The sequence below is a fragment of the Panacibacter microcysteis genome (assembly GCF_015831355.1).
Lineage (GTDB): Bacteria > Bacteroidota > Bacteroidia > Chitinophagales > Chitinophagaceae > Panacibacter > Panacibacter microcysteis.
On record NZ_JADWYR010000001.1, the window covers coordinates 434,902 to 451,398 of the forward strand.

The window sequence follows — 16,497 nt, forward strand, 5'->3', positions numbered from 1 at the left end:
AAAATTGTTTAACTGTACAAATATCAGTGAAAGTGCATAATAAGCTAACGAGGCTTTGTTAAAAAGCATTGGCAACATGCAGCGGGAGTGCTTTATGAAAAAATTTAACCACAGAGGTGATGGAGTTAAGTGCACGGAGTGTTGGAGTTCCAATAAAAAAGTCGCTCTTAACAGAACGACTTTTGAATTTTTATTCTTACTTATTACTTAAGACTTCCCACCATATCTGCCGGTATAACCCAGGCATCAAATTCTTCAGGAGTAACATAACCCAGTTTCACAGCCATTTCCTTTAGCGTTGTACCCTCCTTATGTGCTTTTTGTGCTATCTCTGCTGCTTTGTAATAACCGATCTTTGTATTCAAAGATGTAACAAGCATCAGCGAGTTATCTACATGCTTTTTGATGTTTGCCTCTATCGGTTCTATACCTGCTGCGCATTTATCGTTAAAGCTTATGCAACCCTCGCCGATCAGTCTTGCACTGTGCAAAAAGTTTGCGATCATTACGGGTTTAAACACGTTCAGTTCAAAATGACCGGTGGCACCACCAATATTGATGGCCACATCGTTACCCATTACCTGCGCTGCAATCATTGTAAGGGCCTCGCACTGCGTTGGGTTTACTTTTCCCGGCATAATGGATGAACCCGGCTCATTATCGGGAATGAAAATTTCACCGATGCCGCTGCGCGGCCCGCTGGACAGCATGCGAATATCGTTGGCAATTTTCATTAAACTTACGGCCACAGTTTTTAGTGCACCATGCGCTTCTACAATTGCATCATGCGCTGCCAGTGCTTCAAACTTATTTTCTGCAGTTACAAAAGGCAAGCCTGTGAGCGTTGCAATGTGCTTTGCAACAAGCGCTGCATAACCGTTTGGTGTATTGATGCCTGTACCAACTGCTGTACCACCAAGTGCCAGCTCACTAAGGTGCGCCAGCGAGTTTTTGATGGCTTTTAAACCAAAGTTTAGCTGTGCGGTATAACCACTGAATTCCTGTCCGAGTGTGAGGGGCGTCGCATCCATAAAGTGGGTGCGGCCGATCTTTACCACGTTCATGAAAGCCTTGCTTTTTGCCGCCAGTGTATCACGCAGTTTCTCTACACCCGGTATCGTTGTTTCAACCAGCATTTTATAGGCTGCAATGTGCATGGCGGTAGGGAAGGTGTCATTAGAAGACTGAGACTTGTTTACATCATCATTCGGGTGTAAAAATTTTTCTTTATCTGTAAGTGCACCACCCTTTATAACATGCGCCCGGTAAGCAACCACTTCATTTACATTCATGTTGCTTTGTGTACCACTGCCTGTTTGCCAAACCACCAGCGGAAACTGGTCGTCGAGTTTGTGTTCCAGGATTTCGTCGCAAACCTGAGCGATGGCATCTTTCTTTTCGGCGGGTAATACACCCAAATCACAATTGGTGATGGCTGCCGCTTTTTTGAGGTAAGCGAATGCATCGATGATTGGTTTTGGCATTTTATTGATATCCTGTGCAATCTTGAAATTCTCGATGCTGCGCTGTGTTTGTGCACCCCAATAAACGTTTGCAGGTACTTTTACCTCGCCCATTGTATCTTTTTCTATACGATATTCCATACAGATCAATTTTTAGTGCGGCAAAGGTAAAGGGATTGCAGGTTTATGAAAATTGATTTCAATATTTATTGAATGTGCTTATTAATAAAGCGCACTCTTCCTCTTTGAAGTTAATACAAGATAGCTTAACCGCAACGCTGCAGCAGCCATGAAAACGGAACGTACAAGGGAGTGACACAACCGGCGATGCCATAAAAAACTACTGCTGACGACACCTTTTATGCATTGTTCACACGCTTCTGCAATGCGCTCTATACATGCATTTGGAGAACGACCGCCATACCGGTATGGTCTGCCAATACGTCTAATGTGGCATTGATCAATACTGCACGTTTCTCCATTTCATTGAGCAGGCTATTTATGGCGGGATCAGTTGTTTGCAGCACGACCGTTTTATCGTACACTTTAAGCGAAAGAAAACCGGCTTCCTTATCAATATTTACAAGCGTTTCTGTGGAGGAACCGCTTTGCGCTACGAGCATTAATGCAGCTTTAAAAATGATAAACAACTCGTGCCTGATTTTCATACCCGCTTTTACAGATAATACCTGCTGATCCACCTCCATAAGGATGTTTACCGGGTATTCGTTTTGTAACCCATCAGCAAATTCTTTCATGCGGAGTATGGTTTTTTCCATGCTGTCGTTTGCAGGGTCCAGGCTCCACAACATGTCATCCATAGATTCCATCATCTTACGGCTCTTATCACTTATCTGGTCTATGTATTCTTTGGAACGTGTAATATCTTTATCGGCTTTGATCTTGGCCATTTCGCTAAGCAGGTTAATATTACTGAGCGTGGTGTTGATCTCATCGTGTAGATTGCCGGCAATTTCTGTTCTTACCTGCTGCATGGTAAGCAGTTTATTGATGCGCTCTTTATCTATCCAGTAAATGATGCCGATACCAGCCAGCACAACCAGGCAATAGAACCACCAGGTTGCGTAAAAAGGTGGCAGTACCTGTATGTGCAATAAGGTTTCATTACCGCTGTCTCCGTTACTGTTTTCTGCCTTTACGTGTAAAGTATATTCACCGGGTGGCAAGTAGCTATACACTGCCTGGTTGATATCGGTTGTTTCATTCCACACTTTATCAATGCCATCGAGTTTATAATGAAAGTGAAGTTTATCCTGGCTGATATAATTGAGCGTACTGAATTCGATGGCAACAGAAGAATTGTCATATTGCAATTCGATTTTTTTTAATGCCAGCAGTGAGTCTACCAAAACAGATTTTCCTGCCAGTTTAAAATCTGTAATAATGGCTGGCGGCGGTGCCGGCGCCCCTGCAATAGAAGCGGGATTGAAGACAATAAAATTATGATCAGTAGGATATACCAGCCGGCCGTCTGTTAGCTTCACCACACCGGCAGGGTTAAAATTGTCGTAGCTGATACCATCCCTTCTGTCGTACACGAAGAAAATCTTTTTTTCGAGGTTCATGCGGCAAAGGCCATGTGCCATACCAAGCCACAATGTCCCGGTCTTATCTTTTTCAATAGAATAAACGGTATTGGAAGGCAGGCCATCTTCAGTGGTAATATGTGTTATTTCATTCGTATTTGTATTCAGTACATCCAGCGAACCACAGGCTATTAGAATAAGGCTGTCGTTGTACCGGTATATATCATTTACGATGTTATTCCATAACCGGTGGCCGGGCGGGCAGGTGGTAGTAATATGATCTTCCAGCTTATTGGTGTGTATGTTGTATTTAAACAGGCCTTTGCCGTAGCTGCCTGCCCAAACATAGCCGCGTCCATCGGCATATACCTTATGCATGATGGCGGTATCATTTTTCTTTATAACGCTGTAACCTTTGCGATAACTGCCCGCCGCTGCATTTTTATCCCACTTAACAACAGCGCCTGACTGTGTTCCAAACCAGATATTACCGGTTTCATCTTCGCTGATCTGCCTGATTGTTTTTTGCCGGAAAACAGAATCCTGCAATTCAATGACTGATTGTTTTACAGGATCATAAATCAGCAGCACACCATTTTGAACACCCATCCATACAGTGTTGTCTTTTGACTGCCTGATATCCCATATACTATAAGGTGCCTGGTATTTTTTAAGCGCAGCGGGGAGTGGCCTGCGGTTAAGTGCGCTATCGAAATAATACAACCCCGTACCCCATGCCCCTACAAAAATGCTCCCGTCTTTTAGCTGCAGCGCCGTTTGGGCCGGCGCCTCGTCCAGGCCCGATCCGTCTGGCCTCAAAAGGCTGTGGCTAAAGAAAGACTGCGCGTCAGGATTAAACACAAACACACCATTGTCTGTACTTACCCATATGTTGTGTTGCCGGTCCTCAAACATATGATGCGCTGTTTCAAACTTTATGCTTTGCTCATCCCGGTATTTGTTAATAACCTTTCGAAAAGCGTTTTCAGCAGGCAGGTATTCCACAATAAATGACCGGCCATAAAACCAAAGCCTTCCCCCCGATTGCTTCATTAAGCCATTGATCTCGTAATAACCCTGGCTGGGAAATGCCTCATATAAACTGAGCTTTTTTGTTTCGCCTGTTTTAAAATTCCTGTACTGGAAAAATGGCGCACCACCCAGCGGCGGCCAGGTGCTGTACCACAGATCATCCTTTCCTTTATCAAAGATTGTAACCACAGATCGCTCATCGTCTAACTGTGTTAACAGTGGAATACTGTCTTCAATATGACCGCGCAGGTTAATGTTACCGGTCTTCAGGTTATACACTGCAAATCCTGGCCTGCATCCATATATTATTTCATTTCTGTCCTCAGATATGGAGATATCTATAGGATCCCACTCTTTAGGCATTCTAAACAATGCCACTGGCATAAACTGGTTCTTCTCCTCATCATACCTGAAGATGCCTTTTCCATATATATACATTACCGGCGTGCCTGTATAATCCTGGTCAATAAAAAGAATTACAAATGGTTCTTCGGCTGTATTGCCGTAAATCGGCTTATCCTCGTAGCGAAAGGTTTGCCTGTTAAAAATTCCGACGTGCGTGCCTGTCGCAATCCATAAACGTTGCTTTCCATCTTCGGTAATATGATAAATTTCATCCGAGGGAATGCTTGATGGATCAGAAGGCTTGTTGCGAAATGTAATGAATTTGTTTCCGTCATACCGCTGCAGGCCACTGATGGTAGTTAACCAGATGAAACCCTGGTTATCCTGCGTTACACTGCGCACAATATTGGAAGCAAGACCGTTGCTGGTACTGAAATGCGTAAACACGTACTGCTTTTCCGGCTGTGCCGCAGCAACATTGCATACCGCAACAAGACATAGCAAAAGAAAAAAACGAAACAATCAGCTGGTTTTTGGTGTATTCAAAATTAACCACTCCACCGTATACATCTTACATACGCCGCCATTTGTACGTATGAATTGTTACAAACCGCGTATGAACTGCAAGGCACCACAACACATGCGGCGAAATGAACACTTCATACAATAGCCTGTTGCTATCGCCTGTACTATTCACCAACTTTGATCTATAATCAAGCATAGTTAAAGTTGGTTTGGTGATAATGTGACCGGGGTTCTTTCCAGAACCCTGTTTTTTATGATGTTACCGGCTATGGTTATTATGGCATCGCCTGTTGCCACGCTCGGTTCAGGGTTCCTCTTTCATGGCAACTGCAGCGCTCCGATTTAGCGCATCCGCAAAAATTTAAAAGCTTACTGCAGATAAAACAACAACTTCATTGTACTCAATAAAAGACAAACCTTTCATGAAACTTTTATGCCATATCGGTATCATAACCCATTTTTTATCCTATATTTCATTTCACTATTCCATATTGTTCATTTCAATGTTTTAGCATGAAAAGAATCTCCTTTATAGCTGGTGCTGCATATTTAATCATCAACGCCTGCCAGAGTACCACTGAGAAAAATGATACAATTATAAACGATACTTTATCATATCGCCCTTCATATCACTTTACAACAGACTCCAACTGGATCAATGATCCTAATGGCCTGGTGTTCGCCAACGGAAAATATCACCTGTTTGCACAATACAATCCTTTCGGCGATAAATGGGGCCACATGAGCTGGGCACACGCTACAAGCGACGATCTTTTTAACTGGCAGCAACAGCCGCTGGCCATACCCGAAATAAAAAATGCAGACGGCACCACAACAATGATTTTTAGCGGAAGCGCGGTGGTTGACAGCTTCAATACCAGTGGCTTTGGCAAAGACGGTATTGCACCACTCGTGGCTGTATACACATCTCATATAGACAGTGCCGGAAAAGGTTTAAGACAACACCAGAGCATTGCATACAGCACAGACCAGGGCAAAACATGGCAACAATATGAAAATAACCCGGTACTCGATATCCATTTATCCGATTTCCGCGATCCAAAAGTTTTCTGGTACGCACCGGAAAAAAAATGGGTCATGGCCGCTGTAAAACCACTTGAATACAAGGTACAGTTTTATACTTCCAAAAACTTAAAGCAATGGACATTGCTCAGTGAATTTGGCAATATTGGTAACACTGATAAAATTTGGGAATGCCCGGATCTTTTTCCGCTGACTATAGAAGGCACCAATGATAAGAAATGGATACTTTCTTTGTCGGGCGGCCACCCGCAAAAAAGTTTCCTGGCAGTACAATATTTTATTGGAAATTTTGATGGAAAAACTTTTACCGCTGATAAGCTTTCCTATCCGTTATACATCGATTACGGTAAAGATTTTTATGCGGGCATTACATTTAACAACATTCCGTCAAACGATGGCAGAAGCATTATGATCGGCTGGGCAAACTGCTGGAGTTATGCCAACGACATTCCTACCAGGGGTTTTCGTGGCGCTTATACAGTGCCACGTGTACTTACGCTGAAAAACACAACAGATGGTTTACGTTTGTTTCAGCAGCCTGTTTCAGAAATAACAACATATGAAAAAGAGATTTTCAGCGAACCAGGCATTACACTCGAAAATACTGCCAGAAACTTAGCGCATGTGCAAGGTACATCTCTGGATGTGTCGTTTGACCTGGAAACAAGCGGTACTGCAGGGATAAGCGTACTCAAAAGCGGGAATGAAGAGACTGTTATATCATTTGATGCTGCAAACAACACGCTTAGCCTGGATCGCACCAGGTCTGGCGATACGAGTTTCAGCAACCAGTTTGCAGGCATAGAAAAAATCAACATTCCTGCAGGCAAGAATAAAATATCGCTGCGCATTTTGGTGGACAAAAGCATCGTGGAAGTATTTGCAGACGGAGGCTTGTTTGCAATTACAGATATTGTATTCCCTTTAAAGAATGAAGGTGGTATAGCTTTTTTTGCAAATAACAGCAAGGCCACCTTTTCAAATGTGCAGGTAAAAGAAATTAAAAAAACAATTCACTGATCAGTGTACCAATTTAAATAACACCAATAAGAAGAAGGTTACGTTATCAACCATAACCTTCTTCTTATTTTATAAAAAAAATCGTTATAACACAGCATGTATATTGGCACTCCTGTATTTTCGGAGTCTCAGTTTAGTGATTATTAAATAGATCAGTAACGATGGCTGCAGCAATGATTTCACTTTCATTTTCCGGCATATTTTTACGCAGCAATTGCGCTTGTGTTAAGTAATTTTTTGATGGTCTCAAATTTTCCTGCAGGCACATGCTTTTCAGCAAGTTGCAATAATGATTCAAAAACAAACACAGGTGCATTTGCTTTCACGCCTGTTAACCAGGTTATAGTTTCTTTCAGGCTTATGCTCTTAATCATCCATGCAGCCATTTGCATCATTTCTTCCGGGGCTATGTTCGAAGCTATTTGCGCATTTATCCCACCAACCTGTTCATCAGTAAAATATTTCCAGAGCACAGGGTTAATGAGCATTTCTTCTTTACTCATATGCTGCAGGTTAAATACCATAAAATCATTAAAGGCTTTACACAGGGCAGAACCGGCGTTGATCTTCTCTTCTTCAAAGTTAACATTGCGGTAAATGTTTACAAGGTTTTTTAACATGTTGCCAAGTTTCATGTCCTCGCCATGTTCGCTCTCAAAAGACTGCACTAACGCTGCTTCGTATTTTTCTACAGCCGGCAAAACAAACCTGTCTTCGTGCATGGCATGTTTTTCAAAAGTGTAAATGACATGTTCTATTTTTTCAATTGCTAAGTTTGCTTCTTCCGGTTCTGTAAAATCTGTTTGCTGTAGTGTTAAAGCCGCATCATAAAGCATGTTGCGAAGCGCTTTATGTACCAGGCTGAATGGATTGTAACGTTGCATAAAATTTGTTTTAAGTGTGTTTTATTTTTTTGCTGTACTGTTAGCGGGTTGTGTTTTTGCGGGCTGCAATGTTTGCAGGTATTTATAAATGGCTTTTAGTTCATCATCTGTCATGCGGCCAAAAGATTGCCACGGCATAGGACTGTATGGAATGATTTTGCCCATTCTAAAACGTTTAATAAAGTCAGCCTGGCTCCAGCCGAATATCCTGCTGGATGAATCGGGGGTTAAGTTTGGTGTTATCAATAAAGGATTGCCATGTTCTGCAAACTCATTGCCTCCACCAAAAGGTTCGCCGGTGAAGGCGCCGCTCATGTCCCGCTTTGTATGACAGCCATTACATTCTGCCACACTGTTGGCAAGGTAACGACCATAGTTTGCAGAGGTATCGATCACTACTGATACCGGTACCTGTTCTGTTGGCCCTGCGGGTTTTACCAGGAATGCCTTTACCAATTTTCCCATAACATCAAGAGAGTTATCAGGCACTTTGTTGTAGACCGGCTTCTGAGACCTGATGAATGAAAGCACCGCTACAAGATCGTCATCGCTCATATTGTGAAACTGCATAAAATCGAATACGACCGTACCATTTGGATGCACGCCATATCTTAAGGCTCGGGCCAGTTCTGCATCTGTGTACCTGCCTATACCGGTTGCAGAATCCGGCGTTATGTTTTTTGAATAGATATGGCCGATACCTATATCGAAATCAAAGCCGCCAGATAAAGGAACATCGAGCCCGAGTTTGATCAGTGAGTCTGCATTGGCTGTGCTATGGCAATCTACACAATGGGCGGAACTGTAAGCCAGGTGTCTGCCGCGTGCAATAACGACACTGTCTGTACTTGCTTTAATTTGCGGGTATGGAGCATCATAGACAACATTTTGCCTGAATGCAGCGGTAACGCTGATGCCTGTTATAAGAACCAGCAGGATAATACCGGTCCATTTTGCAATCTTCTTAAACATGTTGGTTGTTTATCAAGGTTAATAATCGGGTGCCAAATTATAACCGTGCAAATGCGGCAGGAAGCGGTTGTTGCATGAACTGATGAAATACCTGTGTGAAGTATATAATAAAGGCCAGCGTAAAGTATATTATGCTAAATAATACGGGTGCATTACTACGGCGCCTGCGCAAAACAGAACGCCGGAGATGCCATAACAACCGAACGTACAAGAGAGTGACACAACCGGCGATGCCATGAAAACCTTATGCCGGCTTCCATGTAAAAAAAAGCTTTACGCGCTGCCAGCACCGGCAACGGAAACAATTCGCCAACTGCTTTGGGTAATAGTAAACCATATGCGGATTACCGCTTAGTTATGTAACAAAAATTTGAATGTAGATTTGGCCTTTTTAAAGTAGGTTTGCAATCCGAAAAAGAAGGTTATGATCGAAATAAAAGTTCCAACGGTTGGCGAGTCCATAAGTGAGATTACCTTACTAAAATGGACAAAGAAAGATGGCGAATATGTAGACAGGGATGAAGTTATTGCCGAACTGGAAAGCGAAAAAGCAACTTTTGAAGTAAATGCTGAACAGGCAGGTACATTAAAAACGATTGCGAAGGAAGGTGATACACTAAACATTGGCTCTGTTTTGGCCCATATAGATGAAAGTGCCGAAAAGCCTGCAGCCGCAGCACCACAGGCACCTGCTGCCGCCCCTGCAGCACCACCTGCTGAGCCGGTGAAAGAAACACCGAAAGCGGAAGCAAAGCCTGCACCAGAGGCAGCGCCGGTTACGGCGGTACCGAATGATGTAAAGGCAACACCGGTAGCATCTGCAATTATTGCCGACAAAAAAGTTGACCCCTCCTCAATACAGCCTTCCGGGTTTGGTGGTAAGATCATGAAAAATGATGTGCTGGAGGCATTGAATAACCCAGGCAAGAAAGCTTTTGCCGGCCAGGAACTCTTTACCCGCAATGTGCGTAAAGAAAAAATGAGCAACCTGCGCAAAACCATCAGCCGCAGGCTTGTGGAATCAAAAAACACCACCGCAATGCTTACCACTTTTAACGAAGTGGATATGACACGCATTATGGAAACCCGCAAACAGCACAAAGATGCGTTCAATAAAGCACATGGTGTAAACCTTGGCTTTATGAGTTTCTTTGCAAAAGCCTGCGCTATTGCTTTAAGCGAATGGCCCGCGGTAAATGCCTATATAGACGGTGATGTTTTGCAGTACCACGATTATGCAGACATAAGTATAGCAGTAAGCACACCACGCGGCTTAACCGTTCCTGTTATACGCAACGTGGAAAGCCTGAGCATGGCCGATATTGAGAAAAAAGTTATTGAGATGGCGGGTAAGGCCAGGGACAATAAACTAACCATGGAAGAATTGCAGGGTGGCACATTCACCATTACAAACGGTGGTGTTTTTGGCAGCTTAATGAGCACGCCCATTATCAATTTACCACAAAGCGCCATTCTTGGTATGCATAAGATACAGGAAAGGCCGATGGCTATCAATGGGCAAGTGGTTATTCGCCCCATGATGTACCTGGCGCTTAGCTACGACCACAGAATTATCGATGGAAGAGAGAGTGTAAGCTTTCTTGTACGGGTAAAGGAATTACTGGAAAATCCTGAACTGTTATTGATTGGCAAAGATCCCGTGAAAACATTACTGGAGCTTTAACTGAAATCATTTTATAGCAAAGCCCGCTGGTTAGCGGGCTTTTTTATTTGTATGTAGCCGGCAACAGTAATGCTATTAAGCTGATGTTGCGTCGCACTCTTGTACTTTCTGTTTATTATTCAGCAATGAACGAAGCGAAGAAATATGTATGCAACGATAGCTACTCAAACATGTGTAGCCCATTTAAAAACTAAATAAAATGTGGGTGCTATCTTCAGAAATTATACCAGCCTGTTTTTAGTAGCTTTTGAAATAGCTTCTGTGGCGGAATGTACCTGTAGCTTTTTATAGATACGTTTAATGTACATATTTACGGCTGAGTAAGAAACATTGGTTACATCAGCAATCATCTTATAACTTAACCCATTAACAAGATGATTTAAAATGGTTCTTTCCTGTTCATTTAATTCAAAAACTTCGGTTATATTTTTAGGTTGGTCTTTAAATTTTGTAAGTACTTTTTTGGCAACAGTAGCAGTCATTGGCGCACCACCTTCCATCACTTCTTTTATTCCTTCAATGATCTTTGCAGTAGAAGTGGTTTTAAGAAAATAGCCATCTGCACCGGCTTCTATGGCTGCAAATATTTTATCGGTATCATCAAATACTGTTTGCATGATTATCTTAACATCCGGATATTGTTTTCGTATCATTTTTACGCCTTCTATACCACTCATTTCCGGCATGTCTATATCCATCAGAATTACATCTGGCTGAGTGTTTACAATATCATTCCAAACATTGAGACAATCTTTAAAGATACCGGTGCAAGCCATTTCCGGCTGAATATTGATCAATATCTTAAGGCTTTCACGCCGGTCTTTGTTGTCATCGTACACTATCACCTTTATAGCCATGTAGTAAAATTATCACTTAATAAAATCATGTTGCTGTACTAATATTAGTCCTGTCGCCATTTAATTGGATATACATTACACCGGAAACTGCAGTGTCACTTCTGTACCTTTCCCCGGCTGCGAATTGATAGTAAGAGTTCCTTTTAAATCTTTTGCACGCCGGTGCATATTAATTAGGCCATTACCTTCTTTATATTGCCTGGTATTAAACCCGATGCCGTCATCTTTTAAAGTAAAGTGGATTTGCCTGTTAACCAGGTGTACAATAATCCAAACATTTTTGGGTTCGGCATATTTAACAGCATTGTTCAGGGTCTCTTTAAAAATGAGGTAAAAGTTCTTTCTGTCGTTCATAGATATTTTTATACTGTTTAGCGACTCATCTGCTTCGAAATGGAATTGCCTGTTTTGCGTTTCAAGTATTTCATACGCAAATGACTTCATGCGTAAAATAATATTGTCAAAGCGGTCATTTTTTGGATTAATGCTCCATACAATATCACTCATTACAACGAGCATATTGCGGGAACTTTCGCTGATTCTCCCAGCAATCATTTCCAGCTCTTTATCTTTCTCCCGTTCCTCAATGATATCGCTGTAAACAGTAATGCTACTAAGTGTTGAGCCTATTTCGTCATGCAGGTCACTGGCAATTTTATTACGCATGTTCAATAACTTAAGCGACTGGTATAGCCTGTAACGATAGGTTGCATATAAAGAACTGGCGATAAGCAATACCACGAGGCTTAAAAACCACCAGGTTCTATACCACGGCGGCGTGATGATAATAGTTAGTGAAGCACCTTGTTCGTTCCAGATGCCGTCACTATTACTGCCTGTTACATAAAACTGGTATGTACCAGGATCTAGATTGGTAAATGTTACAGTAGTATTGGTACCGTTGTCAACCCAGTCATCGTTAAACCCTTGCAGTTTATATTTGTAGTGTTTCTTTTCAGGATTAGTGTATTGTAATAAAGCGAAACCTAAACCAATCACATTTTTTTCATATGGCAACGTGATGGTTTTTGTATATTGAATGGGGCTGCTAATAACTGAGCTATCCGTTTTATAATCTACAGGCTTATTCAATATAGAAAGACTTGTAATAAAAATATTATTGCCGGGAAGTACAGACTCTAATAAGTCTTTGGGATTGAACCATACAATACCATTAACACTACCGAAAAACATTTCGCCGGATCTTGATTTTAAGAATTGGCCTCGTATAAATTCGTTACCAGGTAAACCATCTTCAAAAGTAAAATTTCTAACTTTTTTTTGCTGAATATCGAAACAACTTATTCCTTTATTAGTGCTTAGCCAAAGGTTACCGAAATCATCGTTCAAAATGCCGAATACAGTATTATTTGGCAGACCGTCTTTGTCACTGTATTGTATGCACTTTCCGGTTTGTTTATCAAACCTGTTAAAGCCCCGGCCATTAGTGCCTACCCACAAATATCTGTCCGGTTGCACAGGATCTGCGCAAATGGAAAAAATATAGTCGCCACTAAGAGAGCTTGTATCGGCTGTGTTGTTTTTATACAGTTTCCATTGGTTACTGGGCTCATTAAAACTAAACAGTCCCTGGTTGGTACCGAACCAAAAAATACCGGCGGCATCCTGAAAATGGGTGAAATAAAATATATCACGATCTGCCTGCTGTACCGGTAATGGTAGTATATATGTTGCTTTTAGCTTACCGGTACTGGCATCAGCAACTTCAAACCTGCAGTTTTTATCAAAACCGTAAATCAATTGCCACAGATTATTGTCATTATCGGTAAAAACAGATAGATGGTACCTGACGTTTCCGAAAACTTCTTTTGGAAGTAGTGCAGAATGATCCTCCACTTTTCCGTTATGCATATCATATTTTAAAAGAGCAAGTGCCTGATAGAAAATTCTTTTTGATGGTTGTGGAGTCGTTGTGTTATAGTAGCGTGTCAGCGATTCAAACTTTTGCTTTGATGTAGCCCTGAACCAAATATTTCCCTTTCTATCTATGCACAAAATCTTAGGGTAAAGCCACTTTCCATTCAGCAATTTTTGGGGAATAGCCGGCTGAGGCTTTTTGTTCTGCCGATTTATCAAATAGGATTCACTACCATCGAAACCATATACATTTCCTAGCATATCTTCAATAAAGATTGACTCATCAGCAAGTGGCTTATCTGTACTGAATAATTCTCTGCGGCTATTGTATTTATACAACCCGTGGCCTATATCGCCAATCCATAATATCCCATCCCTGTCTTTGTAATTTGCAAAGCTGGTAAAGTGGCCGTCGGGATTGGTCTTGTCTACATTGTATCTTTTAAACTGTTGCGTGCGTGGATTAAAAGAGAGGCAGTTGAGTTTATCGAAAAACATAATGTCTTCATTGTTCACAAAAACCGGGTAATACCAGTAAAAGTTATCTGCCAACTGATTATACTTACCAAAGTCTTTTTGGTAAATAACTTTATGGAGACTTTTGCTGTAAACAGACAATTTTGAAATACCAATAAACACAATGCTGTCGCCATTGCCAACCGGGTAGAAATGAAAAATTGTTTGGTTCTTATCCATCCCGAATGCAGAAGATTTTTCATAAGCAATCTTCCATTGCTGATTACTGACGGTTTGTGGCATTATCATCATTACTGAATCTTTCCATGCCATAAAAATGCTGTTGTCCGGCATCCATTTTATCCAGAATACGCCGAATTCATCGGTCAGTTTTTTACCGGTAGTGTTTGCAAGGCTGTTGAAGCTAAACAGCAGGCTAATATTGGCATTACCTGATGTAATAATATTCTCAAGGGTTACACTACTAATATCATATACACAGTAATCTTTATCAAACAAAACCCACATCTTATTTCCTTTACATTCGATCATCCTTATTTCATCTGCTGTTTGTTTAGTTATTGTTCCGGGATTTACGGGGTAAAACCTTTCCTGTTTTGTATCAAACAGAAATAAACCTTTTGTTAGTGTACCAACCCAAATATTGCCTCGTTCATCCTGTTCAATCTGCATTATGTCATTATCAGGCAGTGAAAATTTATCCTCCGGGTTATAGCGGTAAATTTTCATATTGTTTCCATCATACCTGTTCAGGCCATCCTGCGTTGCAAACCACATAAAGCCTTCTTTGTCCTGTAAAATATCCTGCAAAGTACCCTGCGATAAACCATACTCTGCGCTTAGCTTTTCAAACACAGGATATACCTGCTTGCCCTCAATTTGCGCAAACAAATCCACTGTATTTAAAATGCAGAGTACTATTACAAACAATAAAATAACTGCTGTACGCATATTGTTTAAACGGTACAATTAAGATTTATAATTTATGAGTAATGTACCTTGTTTTATGATGTTCCCGGCTTATGCATTTCATGGCAACTTCGTTGCGTCGCACTCTTGTACTGTATAACTTTTTGCGACTGATAAGCTACAAAATTTATCATGTATCTCCACACCGTGAAAATATAAGCAAATCATTTTAGTGTTATTGATAACTACTAAGATTAGTACAGCGGAATACTAATTTTAGTAGTCCTGAATCCTAAGTTTAGTACAAATACCCACCTCTTTTTTGGTTCAAATTTGTTTTTCAGACAAATCAATAAAACCAAAAACTACTGTATGAAAAAGATTTCACTTTCGCTCTTACTTTTTGCAGTAACTCATATCGCTGCTAATTCACAAACAAACACTTTTCCCACAACGGGTAATGTAGGCATTGGCACATTAGCCCCTGCATCTGCACTGGAAGTTGTTGGCACCGGCAAAATTGGTGGCGCCACAAACAATCTTACAATAGATGCCAATGGTAATCTTTCTTTTGCCGGAACCGCTGCCTATAAAGTTGGGGGTAATAAATATGCTTTCCAATTTGCTGGTAATCCCAATTATGGTATGTTTTTTAACCAGACAAATGTTCGTTATGAACTTCGTAGTAATACTGCTGCTGCAACATTTTTTGTGGGTGCAGATAATGGTAATGGTTACTTTCTTGGCAATCTTGGTCTTGGCGTGCAAACAGCAGCAGCAAAACTTGATGTTGTGGGCACGGTAAAAATTACCGACGGAACACAAGGCGTTGGCAAAGTACTTACTTCAGACGCCAATGGTGTAGCAAGCTGGCAAATACCAACTGGGGGTGGTGGCATTTCCGGTACTGGTACAGCAGGTAATCTGGCATTTTGGACAGGTACAACAAGCCTTGGTACCAATGCAAATTTATTTTGGAACAATACCAACGGCCGTCTTGGTATAGGTACAGCAACACCTGTCAACAAACTTGATGTGAGTGGAACAGGTGGCATCAGGGTATCAACTACCAATCCTGGATCGGGTACAGCAGACTGGATCGCAGGTAACTATGGTGCCACAACAGGCGATCGTGTTGTAATGGGCAACCTCCTTGGCAAAGCAACGATTGGTGCGCATAACAATGCCTTATCCGCTTGGGCTCCTTTAATCATAAATCAGGGAGGAGGCAATGTAGCCATAGGCACAGCCAATGCCAATGGTCAATTTCAACTATCCAATAGTTTGATAAACAGAAAGATTGTATTGTATGAAACTGCTAATAATGACAACCAGTTTTTTGGTTTTGGTGCAAATACCTCAACGTTAAGGTACCAGGTAGATGCCACAACTACTGATCATGTTTTCTACGCAGCATCGTCTTCAACTGTTTCAAATGAGCTCATGCGCGTAAAAGGAAACGGAAATGTAACAATTGGTGTAGCTGCCCCCGCTACTGGTTATAAATTAACTGTTGCTGGTAAAATTATTTGTACAGAATTAAAAGTGCAATTACAACCATTCCCGGATTATGTGTTTGAAAAGAATTACAGATTGAGAAGTTTGAAAGAAGTAGAAAACCACATTATTGCTTACAAGCGCCTGCCCGGAATGCCAAGCGCAAAAGAAGTGGAATCAGGCGGAATGAATGTGGGCGAAATGGAGGGAAAAGTAGTTGAAAAAGTAGAAGAACTTACACTTTATATTATTCAGCAGCAGAAACAAATTGAGGCTTCGCAAAAGGAGGTGGAAGTATTACAGAAATTGATAGAAAAATTACAGCAGCAGGTCTCAGCAAAGAAATAGTCTGAAACTTTTAAA

At 41.3% G+C, this 16,497-nt stretch carries 9 protein-coding genes; 3 read left to right on the forward strand and 6 right to left on the reverse strand.

The features are described from left to right. Positions 1 to 203: 203 nt before the first annotated feature. Together fumC and I5907_RS01815 are read right to left on the reverse strand one after the other, a co-directional pair. Complete coding sequence (gene fumC / locus I5907_RS01810) at positions 204 to 1,604, reverse strand: class II fumarate hydratase (RefSeq protein ID WP_196989036.1); 1,401 nt, start codon at positions 1,602 to 1,604, stop codon at positions 204 to 206. A gap of 251 nt (positions 1,605 to 1,855) precedes the next feature. After that, entirely contained in the window at positions 1,856 to 4,909 is a 3,054-nt protein-coding gene (locus I5907_RS01815; protein WP_196989037.1) for a ligand-binding sensor domain-containing protein, read from the reverse strand. A 516-nt stretch (positions 4,910 to 5,425) separates the two neighbouring features. Here I5907_RS01815 and I5907_RS01820 point away from each other — a divergent pair. Further along, positions 5,426 to 6,976, forward strand: coding sequence for a glycoside hydrolase family 32 protein (locus tag I5907_RS01820; protein WP_196989038.1), 1,551 nt, complete (start codon positions 5,426 to 5,428; stop codon positions 6,974 to 6,976). 203 nt (positions 6,977 to 7,179) lie between these two features. On the opposite strand, the gene I5907_RS01825 is transcribed toward I5907_RS01820, so the two are convergent. After that, positions 7,180 to 7,860, reverse strand: coding sequence for a hemerythrin domain-containing protein (locus tag I5907_RS01825; RefSeq protein ID WP_196989039.1), 681 nt, complete (start codon positions 7,858 to 7,860; stop codon positions 7,180 to 7,182). Positions 7,861 to 7,881: 21 nt separating this feature from the next. Then, entirely contained in the window at positions 7,882 to 8,832 is a 951-nt protein-coding gene (locus tag I5907_RS01830; RefSeq protein WP_196989040.1) for a cytochrome c, read from the reverse strand. Positions 8,833 to 9,256: 424 nt separating this feature from the next. Here I5907_RS01830 and odhB point away from each other — a divergent pair, with 424 nt between their 5' ends. Then, positions 9,257 to 10,516 (forward strand): 2-oxoglutarate dehydrogenase complex dihydrolipoyllysine-residue succinyltransferase, encoded by a 1,260-nt coding sequence (gene odhB, locus I5907_RS01835; protein ID WP_196989041.1) that lies wholly within the window; start codon positions 9,257 to 9,259, stop codon positions 10,514 to 10,516. Positions 10,517 to 10,737: 221 nt separating this feature from the next. Here odhB and I5907_RS01840 read toward each other — a convergent pair whose 3' ends face one another. Together I5907_RS01840 and I5907_RS01845 are read right to left on the reverse strand one after the other, a co-directional pair. Further along, entirely contained in the window at positions 10,738 to 11,373 is a 636-nt protein-coding gene (locus tag I5907_RS01840) for a response regulator (protein WP_196989042.1), read from the reverse strand. Positions 11,374 to 11,448: 75 nt separating this feature from the next. Further along, on the reverse strand, positions 11,449 to 14,679 hold the full coding sequence (locus tag I5907_RS01845; RefSeq protein WP_196989043.1) for a ligand-binding sensor domain-containing protein: 3,231 nt from the start codon (positions 14,677 to 14,679) through the stop codon (positions 11,449 to 11,451). 330 nt (positions 14,680 to 15,009) lie between these two features. Between I5907_RS01845 and I5907_RS01850 the strand changes: the two genes are divergently transcribed. After that, positions 15,010 to 16,482 carry a hypothetical protein gene (locus tag I5907_RS01850; RefSeq protein ID WP_196989044.1) on the forward strand — a complete coding sequence of 491 codons (1,473 nt, stop codon included), beginning with the start codon at positions 15,010 to 15,012 and terminating at the stop codon, positions 16,480 to 16,482. Positions 16,483 to 16,497: the final 15 nt, after the last annotated feature.